This window comes from Pseudoalteromonas sp. NZS127_1 (assembly GCF_015864295.1).
Taxonomy (GTDB): Bacteria; Pseudomonadota; Gammaproteobacteria; order Enterobacterales; family Alteromonadaceae; genus Pseudoalteromonas; species Pseudoalteromonas arctica.
The window spans coordinates 631,412-655,702 of record NZ_JADYXO010000001.1; the positions used below are offsets into that span (position 1 = coordinate 631,412).

Sequence of the window (24,291 nt, forward strand, 5' to 3'; positions counted from 1 at the left end):
AGTAACGATTAAAAAGCACAGCCAATTGGCTGTGCTTTTTGTATGCTGGATTTATTATAAATCTAACATTCTCTTTTTTAAACGCTCTAAATCAATCGCACTTGAGCGTACTGTTAATTTAATATGGCTATATTCATACTCTTCTTTAACCACACTCATACTTGATCGAATTTCGCCTACTATACCTTTCGCGGTGTACGGAATAATAACGTCTTCTTCAATCATGTCCTCTTGAGCAATATCAACAATATATTTGTGCAGTTTACTAATGTCATCAGGGTTACGAGTAGAGGTCATCATCGCATCAGGAAACTCTTCCATCAGCGATTGCTGTTGCTCAGTACTTAATTGGTCTGATTTATTCAGCACTAATAATTTTTTGCTGCCTTCAACACCGACCTCTGCCAGTACTTTATGTACTACTTCAAGTTGTGAGCGAAAAGAAGGGTCTGACGCATCTACAACATACAAAAGTAGCGACGCATCATGTGCTTCAGCGAGCGTTGAGTGAAACGAAGCAACCAAATCGTGAGGTAATTTTTTAATAAAACCAACAGTATCTGATACGAGTATACGAGGCTGTGTAATGGGATATAACGCACGAACTGTAGTATCTAGCGTAGCAAAAAGCTTATTTTCGCCCTCTACATCACTGCCTGTAATAGCACGCATCATTGATGACTTACCCGCATTGGTATAACCAATTAAAGCCACTGAAAATAGCTCAGAGCGCTGCGTTCGTCTGTCCATCATTACATCTTGAACACTAACAAGTTCGCGCTTTAATTCTGCTAGCTGGTCACGTACCTTACGGCGATTTAGCTCAAGTGTGGTTTCACCCGCACCTTTACCCATTTGGCGTTCTTTATCACCGGTTGATGTTTCACGAAGTCGAGGCGCTACATAATTAAGACGAGCGATTTCAACTTGTAATTTTGCTGTTTTAGTTCGCGCATGACGGCTAAATATTTCAATAATTATGCCGGTACGGTCAAATACTTCTACACCTAACTGGTTCTCAACATTACGTAGTTGAGAAGGCGTTAAATCGCAGTCAAAAACCACTACATCGGCACATGCAAAATCTAAATCGTCTGATGGGATTTCTGACGGCATGTCGGATAATGGATCGTCATCAAGAACATTTTCATCCTCTTGCTCTTCTGCAGCAGACCCTTTATTACCCGTAAGATGCGCTATTTCTGCTAGTTTACCTGAGCCAAGTACATTAACCTTTTGGGTAGAACTTTGCTTTTGCGATTGAGTACCTACTACTTTAAACCCTAAAGTAGTCACCAAGCGCGCAAGTTCTGCAAGCGACTCTGTAGCTTCGTCTCCTTTAAACTGTGGTGTGCTAATAGAAATAAGTAAGGCGTTTGGAAGTGATGCTTTTGCAGTTGTTTGCATAAATTTTTGTGTTAATGCACTAAGGTGCAAACCTATTTTTCATTCGAAAGTAAGTTGATCCTACGCTGTTATAGCTCAGCTTTATAGAGTTATAATTAACTAATCACATTTATAACTAAATCTAGCCACAATTAGGTATAAATTTATGGCTAGATTTGGCATTTAATCGTGTTTTTTATACTACGCCTTGCTCAATCATTGCATCGGCGACACGTCTAAAGCCTGCAATATTAGCACCCAATAAAAGGTTTCCAGGCTCACCAAACTCTATTGCGGTGTCGTTGGCTGTCACAAATATATTTTTCATAATTTGTTTTAGCTTTTCATCAACTTCTTCAAAGGTCCAACTTTGCATGCTCGCATTTTGCGCCATTTCTAATTGGCTTGTTGCAACGCCGCCAGCATTGGCGGCCTTACCTGGCCCATACGCAATTTTTGCAGCAATAAAGCAATCAATAGCCTCTTTTGTAGAAGGCATATTTGCGCCTTCACTTACTAATAAACAACCGCCGGATAATAATGCGTTAGCGTCTGCCTGTGTTAATTCATTTTGTGTGGCGCACGGAAAAGCAGCTGCAGCATTAAAACGCCAAACAGCATGCCCATCTTTAGGGTAGTCATTTACAGGAATATAAATAGCATCGGGGTGAGTTTGTTTATATACGCTCAAGCAATCACGCGATTGCTCTTTTAAACATTTAATAAGATTTAAATCTATACCCGATTCATGATACACAGTGCCACGAGAGTCGCTGCAACTTACTGGTGTTGCCCCCATTTGATAAAGCTTTTCCATAGCATAAATAGCAACATTACCTGCGCCCGAGACCAAGCAGCGCTTACCTTGTAGGCTATCGCCGCGCGCTTGCAGCATGTAGTCAGCAAAATAAACAGCGCCGTATCCAGTGGCTTCTTTTCGTACAAGCGATCCACCCCACAATAAGCTTTTACCTGTTAAAACACCTTCATAGCGCCCAGTCAAACGCTTATATTGACCAAACAAGTAACCTATCTCTCTTGCCCCTACTCCAATGTCTCCAGCGGGTACGTCGGTTGTAGGACCAATATGGCGATAGAGCTCGCTCATAAATGATTGGCAAAAACGCATTATTTCAGCATCTGAGCGCCCTTTGGGATCAAAGTTTGCCCCGCCTTTACCACCACCGATCGGTAAACCTGTTAAAGCATTTTTAAATATTTGCTCAAACCCTAAAAACTTAATTATGCTGGCATTCACACTTAGGTGAAAACGTAAGCCACCTTTATAGGGGCCAAGTGCAGAGTTAAACTCAATTCTGTAGCCTTTATTTACCTGAATATTGCCTTCGTCATCAACCCAGGGAACTCTAAACATAATTTGGCGTTCGGGCTCAACTAAGCGTTGTATAATGGCATTTTTTTTGTATTTTTCTGAGTTTTCTAAGATAGGTTCGAGTGATTCAAGTACTTCTTCAACAGCTTGATAAAACTCGCATTGTGCAGGACTACTATTTTTTAATTGTGCGATTGTGCTATGGATATAATTCATAATTATTCTTCCGTGTTAATAATAAAAGTATTTATCAGATGTTAAAGTAAACGTGATCAAGTTTATGATTCATGCTTTAAGGTCTTAATTTAATATAATTAACTATTACCTTAGCATGAAAAATTGAGATATTTAACGCCAGCTACGTGAATTATTTTTGATTGGAAGTTTGATTTTTATTTATTAAAGATGAATTTAAATTCACAGATTTAAAATCGAAACAGTGCCAAGTGAGTTTTTATATTTTCAAAAGGGAGTTTTAGAAGTATTAGGTTAGGTGTGGATTTGTTTAAAAATATAACAATTAATGGGCTTTATACTGCATTGCGCTCGCAAAAAACCCATTAACTAAAAGCTAATTAGCTAAAACCAGTTACTCAGCAGGCTCTTCTGGACGGTGCTGCTTTTGTACGCCGGTTAAAAACAAGCGTAATATTTGATCGTTACAAACACGGTAATGTTTGTTATCTACTTTTCGAGAAAACGCGCTTAACTCATGCTTACTTAGATCAAAATCAACAAGTGCAAGTGTTGCTATAACATCTTCTGCTTTCATATTTAAAGCAATACGTAGCTTCATAAAGATAATATTGTTGTTTAGCTTTTTCTCAGGCTCTGGTTGCTCACCTTCGCGTTTGCCACGTTGGGTATTAATAAACCCATTTAAAAAGCTAGCAAACTCAGTATCACTTATTGGGGTAAAAGCCTCTTCACCTTCTTTAGTTAACCATGCAATTACTTGCTCTTTGGTGACCGTATGCTCTGCTGATGCAAAAACATTGACCATAGCAGTATCAGTTAAGTTAAAAGTGTAGCGAATGCGGCGTAAAATATCGTTATTAGTCAAAGTAAATCCCAAAGTGAGGTATAGCAACCAAGCAGTTATTGCTTAATTTTAAATAAGCACCTAGTTTAACAGGTTTACTAATACCACCCTATTAATTTTTATCTGAGCTTCTTATACCTAGTTACCAAGCACCTTGGCAGGATCTACGCGCGTTGCTTGCCATGCAGGATAAATAGTGGCAAGTATCGCAAGCACAAACGTAACAATCACTGTAATACCAATGTCTTCAAGTACTAATTTACTTGGTAAAAACTCTATAAAATAAACGCCCTCAAGTGGATTGGCTCCAAATAATTGGCTTATCCACGTAAAAAGCTCACTTATATTAAGCGCTAATACCACACCAATTAGTGTTCCTAGTGCCACGCCTACAAATGCTTGCATTAAGCCTTGCATTACAAAGGTGGCTAAAATAGTACTGTCTTTCGCGCCCATGGTTTTTAAAATTGCGATATTGCCTTGTTTTTCGCGTACTTCCATTACCAAGGAGGACACAATATTAAAACTGGCTACCGCTATAATTAAAAACACCACAATATAAACAATGGTACGTACCATTTGAATATCTTGATAAAGGCTGCCTTGGGTTCTAAACCAACTGGAAACATACACGTAGTCGTCAATAGTTTGGCCCACTTTTAGCGCTATTTGGTGCGCCGAAAACACATCATCAACACTTAACCGCAGCCCTGTTACTTGAGTTTCATCGTAACCCAATGTTTGCTGCGCTTTATTAAGATGTATAAACGCAGCGGTACTATCAATGGGGCCGCCCATTTCTATAACACCTGCAAGGTTAAGTGTTACGCGTTTAGGCGCTAATAATGACTGACCTTTTTGGCCTATTTGCGGAATAAGTAACGTAATGTTGTCGCCTACTTTTGCATCTAACTGTTTTACTATTTGCTTACCTAAAATTACATCGTCAAGGGCTAACTGACTCACTAATTTACCACTGGTAAACTGGTTTACCGCCGATACATTACTCTCGAGCGATGGCTCAACACCTCGAATTTCTATCGCTTTTAGCTGGCTTTTATATTGCGCCATCCCATTCACTGCAATAAATGGCGCAGCCCCTGTTACATGCGGTTGTGTTTGTAAATCCTCAACTTTTTGCGACCAATTTGCAATGGGTCTACTTGGTGCTACATATTCAACCTGCGGCACAACACTTAGCAATCTATGTACTAGTTGCTGCTCAAAACCATTAATTACCGACAGCGCCACAATTAAAACCGCGACACCTAATAAAATACCAATAGTCGACGCTTTAGCGATAAAACTAACAAAGCCGTTTTTTTCATCTTTGTGGCCTGAATAGGCTCTAAAACGTTTACTTAAAAATGCACTAAGCAACATGCTGCGACTCTTTAATAGCTAGTTTTCCATCGTCTAAATAAGCTATTTTGCCTAGCTTATCGGCAAGTTCTAAATCGTGTGTAACTACCACAAAACTGGTGTTTAAGCTTTGGTTAAGCTCATTAATTAAATCGTAAATTTTAATCGCATTTTGTTTATCTAAATTACCGGTTGGTTCATCAGCAAGCACAAGCGCAGGTTTAGTAACCAGTGCACGGGCTATTGCCACGCGTTGGCGCTCTCCACCAGAAAGCGCAGACGGTTTATGCGAGCTGCGATGTGCAAGGCCTACTTTTTCGAGCATATCGAGCGCTTGTACTTTAGCCTCTTTTGCACTTAAGCCTTTAATTAATAATGGCATAGCTACGTTTTCTACCGCGCTAAACTCCATTAATAAATGATGAAATTGATAGATAAACCCTAAGTTTTGGTTTCTAAATGCGGCTTGCTCTGTTCGCGAAAGCTTGGCAACTTCTTGGTTTTTGATTTTAGCGCTACCCGAACTTGCGGTATCTAATGTACCAAGTATGTGTAAAAGCGTACTTTTACCAGAGCCTGAACTCCCCACAATAGCGAGCATTTCACCTTGCTGAAGCGCTAAATCAACGCCTTTTAATACTTCAACTTGGTTGCTGCCATCTTGATAAACCTTACTTAAATTTTCACAACTAATTACTAAATCATTCATAACGTAATACCTCTGCTGGTTTTACTTTTGCGGCTTTACGCGCAGGATATAAGGTAGCTAAAAAGCTCATAGCAATACTGGCAAACGCTATTATTACTAAACTCAAAATATCAAATTTTACCGGAAGCTCTATACCCGCCAATAAGTTTAAGCCCACTAATGCAAGTAGCTCATTTATATATAAACTAAATATTACACCTAAAAATGCGCCTATTGCAGTACCAATTACGCCGTTATATAGGCCTTGCACCATAAACACTTTTTGCACTTGCGAAGGTGTTAAACCTAACGTTTGTAGTATGGCTACTTCACCTTGTTTTTCGCTTACCATCATGGTTAATGCCGATACAATATTAAATACAGCCACCAATACAATGAGGGCAAGCAACATAGACATAATGCGCTTTTCCATAGCAACGGCTGCAAATAGAGTACCTTGGGTACTGCGCCAATCACTGTAATTGTGATCTTTTAAAATACGTTGGCTTGCTTCAATAAATTCATCTAGTTCGAAAGGTTCGTGCAATGAAACACTTAAATTTGGGGCGGTGTTTTTATCCAGCTTTAATACCCGTTGTAGCGAAGCGCCACTCGTAAACGCAAGTGCCATATCTATCTCAGATCCGGTTTCGTATATTGCGGCAACTTTAAATAAACGCTGGCTGGGTACTCGCCCAAGAGGTGTATACGTTGAAGCATTAGGCATAATAACGCGAAGCTTATCACCCACGCTAACGCCTAATTTACGACTCAAATAACGGCTTATAGCAATGTTGTAATTTTTGTTTAATACAGTTTTCCAATCGCCTTGCACTATTTTACCGGTAATTTTATACAAAGAACCGCTGTCGTTATAAAGGCCTTGTAATAAAACGCCGTGCAAGTCTTTATTTGTTTGCACAATAGCTTCGCCGTGGCGATATAAGCTTACATGATCAACATAAGGAGATTGTTCGAGGTCGGTTTTAAGGGTGTTCATTTGGGTGGCAGTGTTTTTACCTGCGCTAACTTCAACATGTGGAATAAGTCCAAGCATATTGGTTTTTAGGCTATTTTCAAACCCGTTCATTACACTGCTTACCGTAAATAATGCCATTAAACCAATAGCGATACCGGCAATAGAAAAAAACGAAATAAACGATATAAACGCATTTCCTTTAGAGGAGCGACTATATCTAAGCCCTATAAATAAGCTAACCGGTTGAAACATATTATTTTTAACACTTATCGTAAAAGTATTGAGCAATAGTAGCACGAAAAAAGTGCCTTTGGGTATGGCGTAAAATGTAAGAAATAATTTAAAAATCTGATACTTGGCTATATTTACAGCAATATGTATTTAACCATTAATTCGCGGTTAAGTTTTCAGCCCTTTAACTAAATAATCGAGCAATACCCGTACATTAGTGGCCACAAACTGCCTTGGTGGATATACGCCCCATACCCCTTCTTGCTGTGGTTGATAGGGTGTTAAAATAGGCACCAATTGCCCTGAGTTAATTTCGTTTTCAATGTAGTAGTCTGGGAGCTGTACAATACCGAGCCCCTTTTTTGCGCCATCCACCAGCGCCCAACCACTATTACACTGTAGCCGCCCCGCTATTTTAATGTGTTTATCGCGCCCATTTTCGTTTACGCGCCAGTAGCTACTATTCCCAATTAAACATTCATGGCTGTTTAGCTCGCCTAAAGTATGCGGCTCACCAAATCGCGCTAAATACTGTGGTGCCGCGCACATAATAAACCGCCGCGCACTTAACCTACGCGCTTTTAAGCTCGAATCTTTTAAGTGCCCAAGCCTTATTGCTAAATCAAATCCGCCCTCTAATAAGTTTTCTTGCTCGTTACTTAGTGTGGCAACAACTTCTACCTCGGGATGATCCTTCATAAAATTATGCACTATAGGCATAATGAACGTTTCCCCATACATAACAGGGGCTGTGAGCTTAATTTTACCCTTTGGTGTAGTTTGGTGCGTGGCAAGACCTTGAGTTGCCTCATCCATAGCATGTTGTAAGTGCTTTATTTGATGTAAATACACTTCGCCTTCTTTAGTTAAAACCACTTTACGAGTAGTACGGGTTAAAAGCTGGGTATTTAAACGTTTCTCAAGCGCCGTAACATGGCGGCTAATATGCGCAACCGAAAGCCCAAGCATTTTTGCAGCCGCAGTAAAGCTGCCCTCCTCCCCTACAGCTATAAACTCATCTATTCCATCCCAACGCGCCATTATTACCATACTGTAAAAGTGTTTTAATAAAATTGAGATTATCATTATTTGAGAAACAAATACAATAAGCACATCACCCAAGCAAATTGGGTCTACAATTATTTTTTAATAGCCAGTTAAAGGAAATAAAACACATGTCTGAATTTATTAAATCAAAAGCTGCCATTGCTTGGGGTCCTAATCAACCACTTAGTGTTGAAGAAGTTGATGTGATGATGCCTAAAAAAGGCGAAGTAATGGTAAAAATTACCGCTACAGGTGTGTGTCATACCGATGCATTTACATTATCAGGCCAAGATCCTGAAGGCATATTTCCTGCTATTTTAGGTCACGAAGGCGCTGGTGTTGTCTATGCTGTTGGCGAAGGCGTAACGAGTGTTGAAGTTGGGGATCATGTTATTCCTTTATACACTGCAGAATGTGGCGTATGTAAAATGTGTACTTCAGGTAAAACTAACCTGTGTTCAGCCGTGCGCGAAACACAAGGTAAAGGCCTAATGCCAGACGGCACTACACGCTTTTTTAAAGATGGCCAACCAATTTATCACTACATGGGGACATCAACGTTCTCTGAGTACACTGTATTGCCAGAAATCTCACTCGCTAAAGTAAATAAAGAAGCATCACTAGAAGAGATTTGCTTACTCGGCTGTGGTGTAACAACAGGCATGGGCGCAGTTACCAACACAGCTAAAGTAAAGCCTGGCGACACTGTTGCTATATTTGGCTTAGGCGGTATTGGTTTGTCTGCGATTATTGGCGCAAAAATGGCCGGTGCGGGTCGTATTATTGGTGTTGATATAAACACCACTAAATTCGATTTAGCTACAAAACTAGGTGCAACTGATTTAATTAACCCAAAAGATTTCGACAAGCCAATTCAAGAAGTTATTGTTGAAATGACAGACGGCGGCGTTGACTACTCGTTTGAATGTATCGGTAATGTTGACGTAATGCGCTCAGCGCTTGAGTGTTGCCACAAAGGTTGGGGAGAGTCAGTAATTATTGGGGTGGCGGGTGCAGGCCAAGAAATATCAACCCGCCCGTTTCAACTAGTAACTGGGCGTGTATGGCGTGGTAGTGCATTTGGTGGTGTTAAGGGCCGTTCACAACTTCCTGAAATTGTTGAGCGTTACATGGCGGGTGAATTTGCTCTTAGCGACTTTATTACTCACACAATGGGCCTTGAAGATATTAATGAAGCGTTTGATTTAATGCACGAAGGCAAAAGTATTCGTACAGTCATTCATTACTAATAAACTGCATTCGTAAAATAGCTTATTAATAAGCCGTAATACTTTTAAGTTTACGGCTTTTAAGGATTAAGTATGTTAGAAAATATCTCAAGTGTAAAAGTGTCTGGCGGTTGGCATAAACAATATACTCACAGCTCGCAAAGTACACATAGCACTATGCGCTTTGCCGTATTTTTACCACCTGGCGCAAGTGAGACAAACAAAGTACCGGTACTTTATTGGTTATCGGGTTTAACCTGTACAGACGAAAATTTTATGCAAAAAGCCGGTGCATTTAAAAAAGCAGCAGAGCTGGGTATTGCTATTGTAGCGCCAGACACTAGCCCGCGTGGCGAGAACGTACCTAATGAAGACAGCTACGACTTTGCACAAGGCGCAGGCTTTTACGTAAATGCCACGCAAGCTCCTTACAACACCCATTTTAATATGTACGATTATGTTGTTAGTGAATTACCAGCACTTATTGAACAACATTTTCCAATAACAAGCACAAAAGCAATTAGTGGTCACTCTATGGGCGGACACGGTGCATTAATGGCTGCACTTAAAAACCCGACTGCGTTTGTAAGTGCCTCGGCTTTTAGCCCTATTGTAAATCCGATTGAATCCCCTTGGGGTGTAAAAGCATTTACTGGTTATTTAGGAAATGATAAAGCGCTTTGGGCACAATATGATAGCTGCGAGTTGATGAAAAACGCAGAGCAAGCTCATTACTTACCCATGTTAGTGAGTCAAGGTGATGCTGATGGCTTTTTACAAGAGCAACTTAAGCCAGAAAGCTTAGTCGCTATTGCTGATAAAAAAGGCTATCCGCTTACACTTGAAATGCAAGCAGGCTATGATCATAGTTACTTTTTTATAAGCAGTTTTATTGACCAACACTTATTATTTCATCATCAGTTTTTAACTGCATAGGCTCATTAGTGTGTAGGGATGACTTTTCTAACTCTACACACTCTTTCAATACTTTACTCACTTGCCTGCATACTTGTACCGTATTGTTATTGCCCTTACCTTTAATAAATTCAACTATAGCCATATCGGCTTCAACACCGAGTTTAGTAAAGCTAAAGCCCTCTTTATCTTTTACAACAGGCCCCGCATTTACTGGGCCAGGTTGAGAGCGCGCTGCCCCATCTAAAATTATACCCGCAGCAGCGCAACCAATTAATACATTTGTAAATAGAATAATCAATAAAGTACGCATTATTAACCCCACCAATATAATTACCTAAATTATATACAATTTTAAAAATAGCATTGTAAAAAAATGTAAGCCTTAGTGCTTAAATTCACGTATGAACTCTTTAATAAAACCCACCAGCTGTAAAATAAAAATAACCAAAAAAGGAAGCGCTCCAATAATAGCAACGCTTCTGTTTAATGGTTCATTATTTTGTACTAGCAAAACAAAAGCGCATAAACCTAGTGCAAACGACCAAGCATACAAGCTCCATGTTTGAACTTCACTTGCACCACTTAATTGGCGAATAACCAAAACAGCAGAGTCTGCTGATGTGGCTACAAAAATGAGTAACAGTAATAAACTTGACCAAATTAATAAACCGCCTTGCCACCCTAATTGCTCAAAAAATACAAACAGCCCTTGCGTATAATCGGCTTTAATAGCCACTAAAATGCCTGCATTGTGCGTTTGATCCCACGCAATTGCAGAGCCCGAAAACACACTAAACCAAATAATTGTCACAAAAGTTGGTACAAATACAACACCTAAAATGTATTGCCAAACCGGCCGTCCTTGGCTAATTTTTGCCAAAAACACACCAACGAACGGGCCCCAAGCTAACCACCAAAAATAGTAATTGTATGTCCAACCTGTTGCCCATGCGGGGTCATTAAGTACGCTTTCAAACTGCCATGTACCTGTGGTTATGAGCTGAATGTAATCCAATGTTCCTCCTACAGCTATGTCTATAATTGGCTTTATAGGCACAAAAATTAATAGCCATGCTATAAGTGAAAATGCTAAAAACACATTAAACTTACTTAGAGTTTGAATTCCTTTTTTAAGCCCCAACTTTGCAGAAATGGTATAAAGCAGCGCAATTAGAAAAATTATAATAAACCCCGAAAATAAAGCCGATTCAACCCCTAGCTCAAGCTCGAGCCCTTTACGCAGTAATAAAGTTGAATTAGCAATTGTGCCCACGACACCAAAAAATATTGCAAGTATGGCAATTAATTTAATGCTAAAGCTCAACTGTAACTGCCAAGCCCGATTAATAACGCCTTTAGTTGCACTGATCACAGGAGCACTAATATCGCCCGCTTTACCACTATTGCGAGTAAGCCCACCTAATAACAAGCCAAATACTGCATAGAGCGCCCATGCATGCGCGCCCCAATTAACTAAGGTAAGTGCCAAACCACTTGTTTGATTGTTAGGATACAAGCTTTGCTTTAAAGGCGAATTAACCGTGTGTAGTGCAGGCTCTGCTACTCCCCAAAATATAAGTCCTGAGCCCATTCCTGCTGCAAACAACATAGAAAGCCAACCAAAGGTACTAAACTCAACAAGTGCTTGCGCTCCTCCTATTTTTCGTTGCCCTAATGGGCTTATAGCAATAGCTATCACAGAAAAAAGTAACAAGTTTACCAATATAAAAAATGGCGAGCCTAAATAACCTAAAATTTTATTAATAGCGGGTTGTAAGTGCTCTGTGAGTAATTCAGGAAATAAAAAAGCAATAACAGATAACCCAACGCAAAATAGTAAGGCTGTTTTTTCAAGCTTAGTGGGTGTGCTTAATGTTTTATTTAAAGGCAAGAGATTCACATAGGTGTCTTTTAGTCTGGATAAAAGAATACGGGGCTTTAAAACTCAGATCAAATTAACTATTGCGTAAAATAGTAATAAAAACATGTAAAAGTTTCCTCAATAATTCTTGTTAAATACAGGTATTAACAATAACTAATTGATTAATAGTCATTTATTCTATGGCTTGCTGTTTGCTTATTATTAACAAAGTTAACCAGCACAGGCTCAATAATGGAAATTGATTTACAGTGGAATGAAATCATCGATAACTTAATACACTTAGGTATTGCATACCTACTTGCACTACCCATGGCTTACGACAGAGAGCGTAGTAATGATGGCGCAGGCCTTCGTACCTTTCCTCTTGTTGCTGTTGCATCGTGTGGGTATGCATTAATTGCTATGTCGGTTTTAGATGGCGCAGAAGCTCAATCAAAAATGTTGCAAGGCATCATTACTGGTATTGGTTTTATTGGCGGTGGCGCAATTTTGAAAAATAACAAATCAACCTCCGGCACAGCAACCGCAGCCAGTATTTGGAATATGGGCTTAATTGGTATAGCTGTAGCGTACAGCCGTTACGAAATAGCCATTTTACTTGCCATTATTAATTTTATAACGCTTAGGTATGTAAAAAAGTTTAAGTAACAGTTTTTTTAATAAGTATTGCAGCAAAATTCCAATGCATTATTTGAATAGCCAAAACTTATTAATGCAATAACTCCCCATAATTTATATGTGGGGAGTTACAATTTTTATAAAAAGCTTTCACCGCTTTGCTTAAGTGTAATTGTTTGTGCTTGAGCGCTTTTTATTAATAATCCACAACGCAAATCATTTTTCGAAATAACAATTTTATCAATTGTATTAGTGTCATAGTCAACGACTTTGTTTTCGCATCTAAGTTGCACTTTGCTCAGTGGTAATTCTGATTCTAATTTAACTTCAGACTTCGACATCATAGGCATTACAGCTTGTTCTGAAGCTAAACTAAATTGTTGCTTAATATCTCCCGAGTTTTTATAAATATCGTTCACTTGAGTTAACAACTGTTCCTTGTTTTGCTCTGTAAAGGTTATGGATTCAATATTGCCTAGTGCATCTATTGCATCATAAGCACGTACATAATCTTGTTTTGATATAAACCACTGTAAAGCGTTTTTAATCACACGTTTTTGAATTTGATCCGGTAGATTAGCTCTAAATAAAAACGCTTCGTAGATATGCTGATCAAAGCTCTTCCAGTCTTGCACAAAATAACTGTGCTGGCTTTTAAGCCATGCAAGCAAAACAATCTCAACCGTATTTTTTGTATGTTCATTTTCTAATTCATCGATACGGCTTTTAGCTTCATCGTATTTCTTTTCGTCGATTAATTTACTAGCTTGCTCATAATCATTAAAAAAGCCGCGAGACGCTTTATCGTTTGAAAAATTAATATGTAAATTTTGCGAACTTACAGTAATGGTTTTTGCTACAGGTATAGTCTCACCATTTAATTTTGCACTTTTGTAGTTGAGCTTAGACACGTAATCCATTACTTCTCTTTGGTACTTTTTTTGCCCAACCGTAGCTACAATTTCTATATCACTAACCTGCCCGCTTTTATCAACCAAGTAACTGCTCAAATTAATCCCCTCTAACCTCGAAGCGCGCGAAGAAGTATTAGTGAGCTGATCGTAGTTTTTATTAATTACTTCTGCAGGAATAAAGTCGTCAGCAAAAACAGAGAGTTGAGTAAAAGTACAAGTTAAAGAAAGCGCTAATATGAGTTTTTTCATCAGTTTTATCCATCCTAGATAGTGTTTATATAATAGAAACAAACGATCAACATAAAAGCAAGTGTAAACACAAAAGATTAGTTCATTTAATGAGCTTTACTTAGAAAAAACTTAATAGTAAATATATTTGAGGCATTAAAAAAGGCGCTTAAAAAGCGCCTTGCTAACAAGTATGTGTGCTTAAAACATATCTTGATAGGAATTTGTTGTGCTAAACGTAATTGCTTTTTCAAAGCCAGGTAACTGAATACTTTGCTCGTCTATTACAATATCGTTGTCGTCAATAAGTCCGTCGCCAAAGCGGTAAATAAGTTCGTACTGGCCTAAATCGGCTTGAGCTTGATACGTTTGTTGCGCGGCTTTAATTGCCACGTTTTTCTGCGCGTAACTACTCATAACTTCATCGCCATGGCGCTTAGCGAGCATTTGCATTGTTACTTTTGGTGAAAGTACGGTAGCTGTTGCATTGTTACCGCCAAAGCCTTTTGAATTTATAAAAGCAATATCCATATCGGCGCATTCGTAATGGCTATTACGAATATCAAGATGATCGGTGTAAACATCATCAGCCACTTTATCAATTGTGGTAATACCCGGCATAATATTATGGCTAAATACACCTAAAGCTATCGCTAATTGGTCGCCACTTGCAGGAGCTATAGTATGACCAACATAGGCTTTTGGCGCTGTCACTTTCCAATTATCAATAGCGAACGTTTGTGCCACTTTGTGATATATCAGCGACTCTGTTACGCGGTTTAGTGGTGTACTTGAGCCATGCGCTAAAATAAAGCTACGTTCTTGCAAAGCTTCTTTGCCTAAAAGGCTCGTTGCTAAAGCAGCCGATTTAGCCATGGTAATATAGTTACCAGGACCAGGTGACGTGATTGATTTTTTTATGCCATCTGCATTTACAAATACATCCGGTACGCAGCCCATAATGTCAGCGCCTAGTTCAAGGGCTAAGGCATCGTCCATTAAAATAGCAACTTGTGCGCCTTCACCTAATGTAAAGCCGCAGTTGTCGCCAAATGGGCGGCTACTTTTGCGATAATCTGGTTCTTCATCACTTGATAAGTTATCTAAACGGCGCAAACCTTCAACATTTGCAAGTGCGCTCATGTTACCAAAGCCTTCAATCACTTCTGGTGTAATAGCACACTCAACACTTGCGACAACCGCAACGCGTGTACGCCCTGCCTGTATGTCGTTAACCGCTGCACGTAAGTTGTATAAAAACGTAGCACAGGCGCCCGAGGTCGAAAACGTAGTACCTACATTGCCCGTAACATACGCGTTAATAAAGTCGGTCGACATTGTATTTAAACCCAGTGCTAACTGCTTAGTACTAACACGGTCGCCTTGTTGGCGCGCCTTTACTAAACCGCCTAGGCCTTTGTCGTCCATTTGGCCAATTACCGATGCTGAATAGGTACCAATTTTATCTGGCTCTACGCTATTCATAATATGCTGCCAATCAAGCCCTGTTGATTTAATAGCATCGGTAGCTGCAAAAATAGTAGCTTGCAGACCACGAGGCTGATAGCGGCTGTTATACATAACAGACGGATCAAACCCAGTCGGAAATTGCCCTGCAGATTTAATCGGGTTATCACGTGTTGAGTCATGCTTAACATCTAAGTCGGCTGCAATAGTTACTTTTACTTTTTTGCCTTCAAGTTCTTCAACTTGCCAGCTAGCTGGAACAGGTGTAGGTAAGTCGCGAGCGCGCGTTTCAAACACAATTGCGTTATCGCTTGATGCGTTTAGCGTCATTTTTTGCTGCCACGGTGTGGCATCTGCATCAAAGTGTTCTTTTTCAATTTTACGAATAAGCGTACCAGCAATAATTTGCTCACCAAAGCGTGCTTCTATGTCGCTTTGCTCAACATTATTACCTTGTGTATCTTGTAATTGGCCGTTTACAACGCTTACTAGATTCATCAGTGTGGCGAGGCCTAAGAATGTTTCACTGCGATCTTGAGCATTTAAACTATCTAACACGATACGGCGATAACCTTGATGAAAAGAAGTACGGCCAGCGGCGTTAATGCCACCCATGCCTACTATAACGGGTAATGCTGTCATAATTTACCTTTAAAAACGTGTTATTAGAAGAACAGGCAGTTTAAATGGATTATGCACTATGCATTGTGCTTTAATAGCCAAATATTCAGCACAAAAGGCCAAAATATACTGGTCGGAGCATTTATATGACTGAAAAAAACACTAATCCACCACTAAACATTGCTATAGCGGTATATCCGCATTTATTAGTTACCAGTTTAACGCTGCCTATCGAGATGTTAAGAGCCGGCGAGGCCTTTGCTAAAGGCCATCTTGATAAGCAAAGCTTTAGACCGCTTGCTATAAATTTAGTGGCTAAAAATGCTGAATTTATACCCACTCGCGCAGGCCTTGCGATAATTCCTGATTGCATAACAACTAACGCCCCCTACAGTGATTTAATTATAGTGCCCGGAATTTGGCGAAACCCGCGCCCTGTAGTGCGTACAAATCAAGGCGTAGTTGATTGGCTAAGCGAGAGCTTTAGCGCAGGCAGCCATATAATTGGTGTAGGCACTGGCAACTGCTTAGTAGCTGAGGCTGGCTTACTTGATGGGCACCCTGCTACAACCCATTGGCACTACGCCAATCAATTTAGCCACGACTACCCGTTAGTGCGTTTAAAACCCGACTTTTTTATAACCCAGTCAGAACGCATGTACACCGTAGCAAGCCTTAATGCCCTTGCAGATGTGATCGTACATATTATTAGTCAGTACTATGGAAAAGCCGCCGCTCAACATGTAGAGCGAAACTTTTCGCACGAAATACGTAAACCCTACGAAGATCAACGCTACTTAGAAGGTGCAGTTGACCGTCATCCCGACGAGCTAATTGCGCAAATTCAGTTTTGGCTAAAAACAAATTTAGCCACCGAGTTAAACCTGCAAGAAGTCGCTGCCCAATTTAGCTTGAGCTACCGTACTTTTACCCGCCGTTTTAGAGCCGCCACTAATCAAAGCCCTATTGAGTATTGGCAACAATTACGCGTAGAGGGTGCGAAGGAGTTATTAGCATCATCAAATTTATCAATTCAAGAAGTGGCTTTAGAAGTGGGATATAACGACCAAGGTCATTTAACACGCGTGTTTAAAAAAGTATTAAGCCAAACGCCTAGTGGTTATAGAAAAGTAGTTAGACGAAAGTTATTTGGATAACCAGGGACGACACTCTAAATTGGCATTTTTTTATACATAAATTATACTCTTATCAATAATATAATTTACGCTATACCAAGGTAACTGCATGAGAGATAAACTTAGTAAGCACCTTTTTGATCCACAAAGCGATGCTTCTATTGAATCAAAGTTATTAAAGTTACTTTCACTTGTACGAAAACATTTGAGTATGGAAGTCGCGTTTATTTCAGAATTCACCAATACTGATCGCGTTTTTAAAGTGGTAGATAATCAAACTACAAATACCTGCGTATCAGAAGGTAATTCAGATCCAATTTGCGAAACTTACTGTAAAAAAATATCCGATAACGAGCTAGAACAAATAATCCCTAATACTCTTGAGCATCCAATAACCCGCAACATGCCAGTCACAGAAAAGCTAAATATTGGCTCTTATATTGGTGTACCCATTATCTTATCCACCGGGAAAATTTATGGAACTTTTTGCTGTTATAAAACCGTATTAGACAATACCTTGAACGACAGAGATTTGTCATTTCTTAGGCTGATTTCTGAAATAGCTACTGAGTTAATCGAAAAAAAGGTTCAATCTGACATTTTAAATAATGAGTCAAAGTCGCTTATTGAAAATATTATAAAAACAAACGATATTACGATTTATTTTCAGTCCATATTTAATTTATCAACCAATCAACTTTCGGGTTATGAGTCTCTGTCACGCTTTTTTATTGAACCCTATAAAACACCTGATATTTGGTTTAAAGATGCTGAAAAACTGGGTTTAGGAGAAGCATTAGAAATACTTGCTATACAAAATACATTACGTTACTTAGATCAATTTGATGAAAAAGCTTATATCACTATAAATACTTCACCTCAGCATATTTTATCAGGCTCAATAGACAAAGTATTACAAAGCATCGATTGTAATAGAATAATTTTAGAAGTGACTGAACATTCACCTATTTTAGACTACCAAGCTATGAGAACCGCACTTCGACCATTAAGAAACCGGGGTGTAAAGCTAGCTATCGATGATGTAGGTGCTGGATTTTCATCTTTTCAGCATATTTTAGAATTAGAGGCAGATATCATTAAGTTAGACATAAGCCTCACTCAAAATATAAACACAGACCGTAGAAAGTTTTTATTAGCTAAAGCACTATGCGGATTTGCCAAAGCAATTAATTGCTCAATAGTTGCAGAGGGGATAGAAAATCAAGAAGAATTAAGCACACTGAGAAAGCTAGGCGTTGATAACGTGCAAGGCTATTTTATTGGGCGCCCAGCTCCGCTTGAAGATGCCATTCAATATCAAACAGTTACGCTCTAATTAAAAAACGCCACTTTTAGTGGCGCTCTGACTCGTTAAACTCTTTTCGATAGTAGCGCTTTTGATAATTTTTTACTTTAGTGTGAACGCCTTTACTTAAGCTTTTAAATTTAGCCTCAAGCACGTCTACACCATATAAAATACCCACCACCAGTACCGAGAGCTTTATAGCAGCGCCTAAGTTTTCAGTCGCTATCATAACGCCTATTGATGCTAGCACCCAAATGGTTGCAGCAGAGGTTACGCCCACTACCGCACCATCTTTTGCGAGCATAACGCCTGCGCCTAAAAAACCAATACCTGTAATTATTTGCCCAACTACACGAGAATGATCTATTACATCCCCTTGTAAATTAAACGCAGTGGATAAAAACAAATACGTACCCAAGGTTATTAACGCAGAGGTACGAATACCGACAGGCTTGCCGCGCAACTGGCGCTCTATACCAATAATGGCACCGCAAAAAGCCGCAGTACCAATTGCCGCCCACGAATACGGGGCTACATCAATTAAATCTAAAAAAGTCACTGTTAACCTTATATTTTATTAGCTATAGCCACCGCCGTTCGTAAACGTTGGCTACCAAATGCTGACATTTTACTAAAATCACTTCGTGCAATAGGCACATATTGGCAATCTATTGCGAGTTGTTTGTCGTTACCGGGCTCACAAAACGGGTCGTGAACATACACGCAATGCTCATCAAGGTGCGTAACACACACCCAATGTGGCGATTTTTTACCATCAAAGCTGTATGTACTAATTAATAACAGCACACTAAAGCCTTTACTTAACCACTGCTCAATATGTTCAAGCTCTACATCTTTATACGTAAGCGGTATATTTGCTTGCGCTATACCATCTACAAATTGCTGATGCACTGTGGCAAGTACCACTTTTTTGTTCTCGTTACGTACGCCATCTAAAAACAAAGGCTCTGTGGTATTAACCATTACCTCGCTTTTAAAACCCCGCTTGTTAGCGGCAAGTGCCAAACCAAACGGATGGCAACCACCATGACCCGATGTCATAAAAATAGTGGTACCTTCACGCCAAAGTGCTAACTCATGTGATTGAGTAAGCTCTGTAGTTGGCTTAAGTGCACCCATAGCCATTAATAGCGCAGCAGGCCCGCACGTAAACTCGGTAGTTTGCTGATACCACGGCGTTAAACGCGCCACCTTTAACTCACTCGTTTGCCGAATGTTTTTTTGCATCCGTAGTGCGTCACTGTGATCGTCGTAATAATCGCTGTATTGACCAAACACCCTGTAACCTAGGCTTTTATAAAGCCCAATTGCACTTTCGTTATTTACAGCTACCTCTAAGCGAAGGTAAATACGAGCCCGCTCACACGTTTCTTTTTCAAGGCTAGTAAGCAGCGCTTTTGCAATGCCCTTACCTTGCATTGTGGGTAGTACAGCAAGCGAATATAAACGCGCTAAACGTGTGCCTTTATGGCACCACACTAGCCCATAGCCGCATATTTGCTCGCCACACTCTGCAACGAGCAAAATACCGTGTTTGGCACTTAGCCAGCGTTTTAAACTACGTGGGCTCAATTTATCGTTATTAAAGCAGGCGCTTTCAACGTCAATCAGTGCAGTTAAATCACTACCAATAGCTTTTCGAATAACAAGCTTGCTCATGTTATTAGCCACGGCCTCGCGCTTCTAAACGTTGTTTAAATTCATCCATAATGATCATGTAAAGTTCGTCGCCTAAATAGCCGTCTTCTACCTTGTGATCAATACTTGGGTTGTCGTTTACTTCAAGCACGTATGCTTTGCCTTGATGCTCTTTAACATCTACGCCATATAAACCCCTACCTACCGTTTTACACGCTTTTAATGCTGCATCTAACACGGCTTTTGGTAACTCAAAGGTTGGCAATGTTTCAAAGCCACCAGAGAAAAACCGTTTAGCGTCGTGGTTATAAATTTGCCAATGGTTACGCGCCATTAAATAACGACATGCATAAATAGCACGGCCATTTAACACACCCACTCGCCAATCGTATTCGGTATACATGTACTCTTGCGCGAGCACTAATGCGCTAAATTCAAACAGCTCTGTAAGCTTAGCTTCAAGCTCATCACGGTTTGACACTTTATAAACACCTTTTGAGAAAGACCCTTCAGGCATTTTTAAAACAAGCGGATACGTAAACGCGTCTTCTAATTGAGCAAGCGTTTCACTTGATTGATCAGCGACTACAACCGTTTTTAAACTTGGCACTTTTTGATAATTAAATGCATCGTGTAAATACACTTTATTACAACAACGTAAAATAGACTCAGCATCGTCAATAACCACTAAACCAAGGCTTTGCGCTTTGCTCGCAAGGCGATACGTTGGGTGGTCAATCGCTGTAGTTTGGCGAATAAATAACGCATCAAACTGAGCAATATTATCAATTTCGTCAAAGCTTAATGCTTGTGCATTAATGCCGTGTTTAGCAGCGGCTTTAATAAAGCGTGCAATGGCGTCTTTATCGCTCGGCGGTACTTTTTCGTTATGATCAACAAGTATTGCCATGTCCCATCTAAAACGACGTTGCACTGAGCCAATGCGCCATTGTGTTTTAGTAAAGTTATCTAGCTTGGCAACAAAGTCGCTGTACTGCTGCTCATTTAAAGACGACAACGAACCTTGTTGTAATAAGCCTTGCTCATCAACAAATAAAATAGGCGCTGGGTATTGTTTAAATACCGACTTTGCTGCTTTTGATTGTAAATCGTTTAGTGCATTACCAAAGTAAAGTGTGCCGTCTATTTGGCCCACATTTAACATAGGGGCTTGGCCACTACGAAGTGCGTTTATTGTTTTTACACTTGGCAAAACTTGGTGCTTGCGCGCCTCAGCAAGTAACGAGCAGTAGTAACCTTTGCTCAAGTATTGGCTTGAGTCGCACAGATTAATAATGCGTGTTTTTGGTTCATTTTGTTTTGGGTAATCACGTAAGTAGGTATTAAACGTAATTACATTTTCGAACGATTGAGCAAGCGTTTGCTCGTTGTTATCAACCACAATTAAGGTTTTAAACACGACTTTTCCTAGTTAAGTCAAAATATAAAAAGCATGCTTAAGTAACATTACTAAGCATTATAAATAGAAACACCCATCGTACTAAGTGGAGCATTGTTGCAAATCACTTAATACGATGGGTGCTTTAACAGGTACCTACTGTACGAGTTAGCGCTTAAATTGCTTAAGCGACATGTGCTTTATATACCCTTTTTTAAAAACGCACAAACGAGATATTTTTAGCGTGAAGATAAAAAATATTGATTAACTAATAACGCAGATTAAAATACGCAAAACAATACCTTATGAGAGTTAAAAATGTCGCTGCCTGCTTGCCCAAAATGCCAATGTGAATATGTTTACGAAGACCAACAACTGCTTATTTGCCCCGAGTGCGCCCATGAGTGGAACCCAAATAATACAAGCGATGAAGACGCAATTTTAGTTAAAGATGCCAATGGCACTTTGCTAAATGATGGTGACAAAGTGACAGTAGCCAAAGATTTAAAAATTAAAGGCAGCTCGCAAGTAATTAAAATTGGCACCAAAGCGGTAGTTAGAAGAGTACTTGATAAAAAAGATCACGAACTTGATTGTAAAGTAGAAGGCATTGGCGAAATGATGGTAACAGCAAAGTTTGTGAAAAAAGCTACCTAAAATTAGATATTTAAAATATAAGGATGTTAGATGAAAAATCATAAAAATAAATTCATCCAAGCCTTATGGTCTGTTATTGAAGCTTATTATTAGTGCGTGTAATAGATTTTGTTTAACTGCTATTAGTTGGTGTATATCTAAAGGTCCACCTACATTTAATAAGGCGAATTATCGCTTAGGTGTGTTTAAGCATTTAACCTCCTCACCTTAATGAGGAGGTATCTCTTGAACTGATCAGTTTACATTTCAGTTAAAGTGCTTTTTAAGCTTTGATTACCCAGTAAAGAAATCAAATACGTTACCAAGTGTTGATGATGAACCTTTATAAAATTCAGTAAAACTACATCGACTGCATGTCACAGCGGTGTACTTTTTATTTTGAACATCAAAAATTCTTGACCAAAAGCCACCCGAAACTCTTATTTCACCGGTATCAAATTCGTTATTATTACACTTAGAGCAAGACCAATTGTTATGTCTCATATTTCAACCTCCATATTATTTATGTACGGTATATTAAACACTTAAGGAACGTGTGTAGCAATTTTTTTAATAAACAAACTATAATTTAGTTCTTATATTGGTTAAGTTGGAATTTTGATAGATGTTTGGATGGCTTTTTAATAATTGCTTTTTATAATAATTAGTATGGGGGTCATACTAATTTCACTCAGGGATTACCTACTTGTTAGCTGTATATTGCGTTAACAACAAAAATTTTCGTAAGTCTCGCTCTTGTCTCATTACGTGCAAAATATATACTTTATCGTTATCTTTTTTGTAAAATATACGACAAGGATTCACGACCAGTTCAAGATAATTTAGGTTAGCTAACTCAATTGGTTTTTTACCTGATTCAGGAAAGAGTTCGAGACGTTCAACTTTTTCAAATATTTTGGAAACCAATTTTTTCGCTGACTGCAAATTGCTTAATGCGATATATTCAGCGATATCGTTAAGATCATCCAAAGCTGGATTAGTCCAAATTATTTCAGCCATTTATTCATTTTATCTTTAGCTTCAACATTCGACATAGTTTCACCACGACTTATTGCCTGCTCTCCTTTTGCAAGAGACTCAAGAATTTGCATACGCTTTTGCATAAATTCATAATCATCAACATCTACTAAGTATGCAGATGGTTGTCCATGTTCAGTTATCAACACAGGTTCTTTAGAGGAATGAAGTTCAGATAATATCTTCGTTGCTTGACGCTTCAATGTTGTTACTAGTTCTACTCTCATAATAATCCCCAAACAAATGTATCACTATAGTAGCACCGAGTAGCCAACTTGGGAAATACAACTAACGAGGCTGTATAACCACTAAAATCAATTAAAAAGGGAGCACCTAACGTCAACCCTGCTCATTTTTAAACTATTAGGTACTTCTCATAATATGCCTTTGTAGAAATTGAAATAAACACCACGTTACGCTATAAAAACATAGCTGTAGGTTGGATAAATGGCGGAGCCATACCATCCGACAATTAATTTATGAATATAAATAAGCGATTATTACGTTGGTATGGCTCTGCCAGCAAACGCTTCTCTTAAAAACCAAAGCTTTATAAAATCTCTACCACCACATATTCGTGGGCTTTACCTGCAATTGTTAACGTAATTTCATCATCAATCTGTTTATTTAGTAACTGCTTACCCATTGGTGCGCCGGGTGTTACAACAGCAATTGCGTGCTGTTTAACGTTTACTGTTAAACCACCAGCTGCAGGGCCTAAATAAAACCATTTTTGGGCTGCGTTATCATCTTCTAAACACACCAGCGAACCGATAGCTATTTTGTCGGTTGGTTTTTCGTTAAATGCAGGCTCAAACAATTCTATGCTTTTATAGCAATCGTTTACGCGCTGGGCTTGGCCTTGTGCTAAATAAGCGGCTTCGAGCCCTAGAGTATCGTATTTATTTTCGGCTATATTTTCTTCATGTGTGGCGGTGTCGTGCGCAGTTTTTGCCGCTACTTTTGCTGTTGTAAGCTGCGCTTCTAGCGCAAAGCGAAGATGTTCGATAACGTGGGTTTTATTCATGGGGATTAGTACAATACAGGCTGTAAAAATAAGGCAGCTAGTTTAACATTTTTGCGGGGCTTAAAACCATTGTTTTAAACCCCGCAAGCTTGGTGGGAATACTAGTGGGGCTTAAATTTGCATTAAACTAACAAAGAGCCGTTGG

At 39.2% G+C, this 24,291-nt stretch carries 24 protein-coding genes; 6 read left to right on the forward strand and 18 right to left on the reverse strand.

The window, feature by feature from the left end:
• Nucleotides 1–54 precede the first annotated feature (54 nt).
• The 7 genes from hflX to I6F50_RS02655 form a co-directional block, all read right to left on the reverse strand.
• Nucleotides 55–1,407 (reverse strand): GTPase HflX, encoded by a 1,353-nt coding sequence (hflX, locus tag I6F50_RS02625; RefSeq protein WP_166419060.1) that lies wholly within the window; start codon nt 1,405–1,407, stop codon nt 55–57.
• Nucleotides 1,408–1,582: 175 nt separating this feature from the next.
• Nucleotides 1,583–2,935, reverse strand: coding sequence for an NADP-specific glutamate dehydrogenase (gene gdhA / locus I6F50_RS02630; protein WP_197175244.1), 1,353 nt, complete (start codon nt 2,933–2,935; stop codon nt 1,583–1,585).
• Nucleotides 2,936–3,308: 373 nt separating this feature from the next.
• Entirely contained in the window at nt 3,309–3,782 is a 474-nt protein-coding gene (locus I6F50_RS02635) for a DUF1456 family protein (protein WP_165721539.1), read from the reverse strand.
• 117 nt (nt 3,783–3,899) lie between these two features.
• Nucleotides 3,900–5,144 (reverse strand): lipoprotein-releasing ABC transporter permease subunit, encoded by a 1,245-nt coding sequence (locus tag I6F50_RS02640; protein ID WP_197175245.1) that lies wholly within the window; start codon nt 5,142–5,144, stop codon nt 3,900–3,902.
• Nucleotides 5,134–5,832: a lipoprotein-releasing ABC transporter ATP-binding protein LolD gene (lolD, locus tag I6F50_RS02645; RefSeq protein WP_165727441.1), complete on the reverse strand. Its 699-nt coding sequence runs from the start codon at nt 5,830–5,832 to the stop codon at nt 5,134–5,136. The genes I6F50_RS02640 and lolD overlap by 11 nt, the downstream gene beginning before the upstream one ends.
• Entirely contained in the window at nt 5,825–7,042 is a 1,218-nt protein-coding gene (locus tag I6F50_RS02650; RefSeq protein WP_197175246.1) for a lipoprotein-releasing ABC transporter permease subunit, read from the reverse strand. The genes lolD and I6F50_RS02650 overlap by 8 nt, the downstream gene beginning before the upstream one ends.
• A 147-nt stretch (nt 7,043–7,189) precedes the next feature.
• The gene (locus I6F50_RS02655) at nt 7,190–8,062 is read right to left on the reverse strand and encodes a LysR family transcriptional regulator (RefSeq protein WP_197175247.1); all 873 of its coding nucleotides are present in this window, start codon (nt 8,060–8,062) and stop codon (nt 7,190–7,192) included.
• A gap of 134 nt (nt 8,063–8,196) precedes the next feature.
• On the opposite strand from I6F50_RS02655, the gene I6F50_RS02660 reads away from it, so the two are divergent.
• The gene (locus tag I6F50_RS02660) at nt 8,197–9,318 is read left to right on the forward strand and encodes an S-(hydroxymethyl)glutathione dehydrogenase/class III alcohol dehydrogenase (RefSeq protein ID WP_007375333.1); all 1,122 of its coding nucleotides are present in this window, start codon (nt 8,197–8,199) and stop codon (nt 9,316–9,318) included.
• 72 nt (nt 9,319–9,390) lie between these two features.
• The gene (fghA, locus tag I6F50_RS02665) at nt 9,391–10,233 is read left to right on the forward strand and encodes an S-formylglutathione hydrolase (protein WP_197119184.1); all 843 of its coding nucleotides are present in this window, start codon (nt 9,391–9,393) and stop codon (nt 10,231–10,233) included.
• On the opposite strand, the gene I6F50_RS02670 is transcribed toward fghA, so the two are convergent.
• Together I6F50_RS02670 and I6F50_RS02675 are read right to left on the reverse strand one after the other, a co-directional pair.
• A complete protein-coding gene (locus tag I6F50_RS02670) occupies nt 10,187–10,525 on the reverse strand; it encodes a hypothetical protein (protein ID WP_165727437.1) in 339 nt (112 codons plus the stop codon). The genes fghA and I6F50_RS02670 overlap by 47 nt on opposite strands.
• A 72-nt stretch (nt 10,526–10,597) precedes the next feature.
• Nucleotides 10,598–12,115: a BCCT family transporter gene (locus I6F50_RS02675; protein ID WP_331458694.1), complete on the reverse strand. Its 1,518-nt coding sequence runs from the start codon at nt 12,113–12,115 to the stop codon at nt 10,598–10,600.
• A 213-nt stretch (nt 12,116–12,328) separates the two neighbouring features.
• Here I6F50_RS02675 and I6F50_RS02680 point away from each other — a divergent pair, with 213 nt between their 5' ends.
• The gene (locus I6F50_RS02680; protein ID WP_024590122.1) at nt 12,329–12,745 is read left to right on the forward strand and encodes an MgtC/SapB family protein; all 417 of its coding nucleotides are present in this window, start codon (nt 12,329–12,331) and stop codon (nt 12,743–12,745) included.
• Nucleotides 12,746–12,852: 107 nt separating this feature from the next.
• Here I6F50_RS02680 and I6F50_RS02685 read toward each other — a convergent pair whose 3' ends face one another.
• Both I6F50_RS02685 and I6F50_RS02690 read right to left on the reverse strand, forming a co-directional pair.
• On the reverse strand, nt 12,853–13,878 hold the full coding sequence (locus tag I6F50_RS02685) for an energy transducer TonB (RefSeq protein WP_165742269.1): 1,026 nt from the start codon (nt 13,876–13,878) through the stop codon (nt 12,853–12,855).
• Between the two features lie 180 nt (nt 13,879–14,058).
• A complete protein-coding gene (locus tag I6F50_RS02690) occupies nt 14,059–15,966 on the reverse strand; it encodes a beta-ketoacyl synthase (RefSeq protein WP_165727434.1) in 1,908 nt (635 codons plus the stop codon).
• 125 nt (nt 15,967–16,091) lie between these two features.
• On the opposite strand from I6F50_RS02690, the gene I6F50_RS02695 reads away from it, so the two are divergent.
• Nucleotides 16,092–17,102 (forward strand): GlxA family transcriptional regulator, encoded by a 1,011-nt coding sequence (locus I6F50_RS02695; protein WP_101217300.1) that lies wholly within the window; start codon nt 16,092–16,094, stop codon nt 17,100–17,102.
• 88 nt (nt 17,103–17,190) lie between these two features.
• Nucleotides 17,191–18,417, forward strand: a complete 1,227-nt coding sequence (locus I6F50_RS02700; RefSeq protein ID WP_197175248.1) for an EAL domain-containing protein — start codon at nt 17,191–17,193, stop codon at nt 18,415–18,417.
• Between the two features lie 16 nt (nt 18,418–18,433).
• On the opposite strand, the gene I6F50_RS02705 is transcribed toward I6F50_RS02700, so the two are convergent.
• The 3 genes from I6F50_RS02705 to I6F50_RS02715 are packed head-to-tail and all read right to left on the reverse strand — an operon-like array spanning nt 18,434 to nt 21,466.
• Nucleotides 18,434–18,946, reverse strand: a complete 513-nt coding sequence (locus I6F50_RS02705) for an MgtC/SapB family protein (protein WP_002960746.1) — start codon at nt 18,944–18,946, stop codon at nt 18,434–18,436.
• An 8-nt stretch (nt 18,947–18,954) separates the two neighbouring features.
• Nucleotides 18,955–20,067, reverse strand: coding sequence for a GNAT family N-acetyltransferase/peptidase C39 family protein (locus I6F50_RS02710; RefSeq protein WP_197175249.1), 1,113 nt, complete (start codon nt 20,065–20,067; stop codon nt 18,955–18,957).
• A gap of 4 nt (nt 20,068–20,071) precedes the next feature.
• A complete protein-coding gene (locus I6F50_RS02715) occupies nt 20,072–21,466 on the reverse strand; it encodes a RimK family protein (protein WP_197175251.1) in 1,395 nt (464 codons plus the stop codon).
• Between the two features lie 297 nt (nt 21,467–21,763).
• Here I6F50_RS02715 and I6F50_RS02720 point away from each other — a divergent pair, with 297 nt between their 5' ends.
• Nucleotides 21,764–22,102, forward strand: a complete 339-nt coding sequence (locus tag I6F50_RS02720; protein WP_197175253.1) for a zinc ribbon domain-containing protein YjdM — start codon at nt 21,764–21,766, stop codon at nt 22,100–22,102.
• 273 nt (nt 22,103–22,375) lie between these two features.
• Here the strand turns inward: I6F50_RS02720 and I6F50_RS02725 are convergent, their stop codons facing one another.
• From I6F50_RS02725 to I6F50_RS02740, 4 genes are all read right to left on the reverse strand, one after another.
• Nucleotides 22,376–22,585 (reverse strand): zinc ribbon domain-containing protein, encoded by a 210-nt coding sequence (locus tag I6F50_RS02725; RefSeq protein WP_007582647.1) that lies wholly within the window; start codon nt 22,583–22,585, stop codon nt 22,376–22,378.
• A gap of 198 nt (nt 22,586–22,783) precedes the next feature.
• A complete protein-coding gene (locus I6F50_RS02730) occupies nt 22,784–23,101 on the reverse strand; it encodes a type II toxin-antitoxin system RelE/ParE family toxin (RefSeq protein ID WP_024592928.1) in 318 nt (105 codons plus the stop codon).
• Nucleotides 23,089–23,346: a type II toxin-antitoxin system Phd/YefM family antitoxin gene (locus I6F50_RS02735; protein WP_010555056.1), complete on the reverse strand. Its 258-nt coding sequence runs from the start codon at nt 23,344–23,346 to the stop codon at nt 23,089–23,091. The genes I6F50_RS02730 and I6F50_RS02735 overlap by 13 nt, the downstream gene beginning before the upstream one ends.
• A gap of 323 nt (nt 23,347–23,669) precedes the next feature.
• Nucleotides 23,670–24,146: a GreA/GreB family elongation factor gene (locus tag I6F50_RS02740; RefSeq protein ID WP_007582643.1), complete on the reverse strand. Its 477-nt coding sequence runs from the start codon at nt 24,144–24,146 to the stop codon at nt 23,670–23,672.
• Nucleotides 24,147–24,291 lie beyond the last annotated feature (145 nt).

Coding starts and splice junctions, on each gene's coding strand:
- hflX (WP_166419060.1), bottom strand. CDS start 1,407: ATGCAAACAACTGCAAAAGCATCACTTCCAAACGCCTTACTTATTTCT.
- I6F50_RS02695 (WP_101217300.1), top strand. CDS start 16,092: ATGACTGAAAAAAACACTAATCCACCACTAAACATTGCTATAGCGGTA.
- I6F50_RS02680 (WP_024590122.1), top strand. CDS start 12,329: ATGGAAATTGATTTACAGTGGAATGAAATCATCGATAACTTAATACAC.
- I6F50_RS02700 (WP_197175248.1), top strand. CDS start 17,191: ATGAGAGATAAACTTAGTAAGCACCTTTTTGATCCACAAAGCGATGCT.
- I6F50_RS02690 (WP_165727434.1), bottom strand. CDS start 15,966: ATGACAGCATTACCCGTTATAGTAGGCATGGGTGGCATTAACGCCGCT.
- I6F50_RS02740 (WP_007582643.1), bottom strand. CDS start 24,146: ATGAATAAAACCCACGTTATCGAACATCTTCGCTTTGCGCTAGAAGCG.
- I6F50_RS02660 (WP_007375333.1), top strand. CDS start 8,197: ATGTCTGAATTTATTAAATCAAAAGCTGCCATTGCTTGGGGTCCTAAT.
- I6F50_RS02720 (WP_197175253.1), top strand. CDS start 21,764: ATGTCGCTGCCTGCTTGCCCAAAATGCCAATGTGAATATGTTTACGAA.
- I6F50_RS02735 (WP_010555056.1), bottom strand. CDS start 23,346: ATGAGAGTAGAACTAGTAACAACATTGAAGCGTCAAGCAACGAAGATA.
- I6F50_RS02725 (WP_007582647.1), bottom strand. CDS start 22,585: ATGAGACATAACAATTGGTCTTGCTCTAAGTGTAATAATAACGAATTT.
- I6F50_RS02650 (WP_197175246.1), bottom strand. CDS start 7,042: ATGTTTCAACCGGTTAGCTTATTTATAGGGCTTAGATATAGTCGCTCC.
- fghA (WP_197119184.1), top strand. CDS start 9,391: ATGTTAGAAAATATCTCAAGTGTAAAAGTGTCTGGCGGTTGGCATAAA.
- I6F50_RS02655 (WP_197175247.1), bottom strand. CDS start 8,062: ATGGCGCGTTGGGATGGAATAGATGAGTTTATAGCTGTAGGGGAGGAG.
- I6F50_RS02670 (WP_165727437.1), bottom strand. CDS start 10,525: ATGCGTACTTTATTGATTATTCTATTTACAAATGTATTAATTGGTTGC.
- I6F50_RS02730 (WP_024592928.1), bottom strand. CDS start 23,101: ATGGCTGAAATAATTTGGACTAATCCAGCTTTGGATGATCTTAACGAT.
- I6F50_RS02710 (WP_197175249.1), bottom strand. CDS start 20,067: ATGAGCAAGCTTGTTATTCGAAAAGCTATTGGTAGTGATTTAACTGCA.
- I6F50_RS02640 (WP_197175245.1), bottom strand. CDS start 5,144: ATGTTGCTTAGTGCATTTTTAAGTAAACGTTTTAGAGCCTATTCAGGC.
- I6F50_RS02685 (WP_165742269.1), bottom strand. CDS start 13,878: ATGAAAAAACTCATATTAGCGCTTTCTTTAACTTGTACTTTTACTCAA.
- gdhA (WP_197175244.1), bottom strand. CDS start 2,935: ATGAATTATATCCATAGCACAATCGCACAATTAAAAAATAGTAGTCCT.
- lolD (WP_165727441.1), bottom strand. CDS start 5,832: ATGAATGATTTAGTAATTAGTTGTGAAAATTTAAGTAAGGTTTATCAA.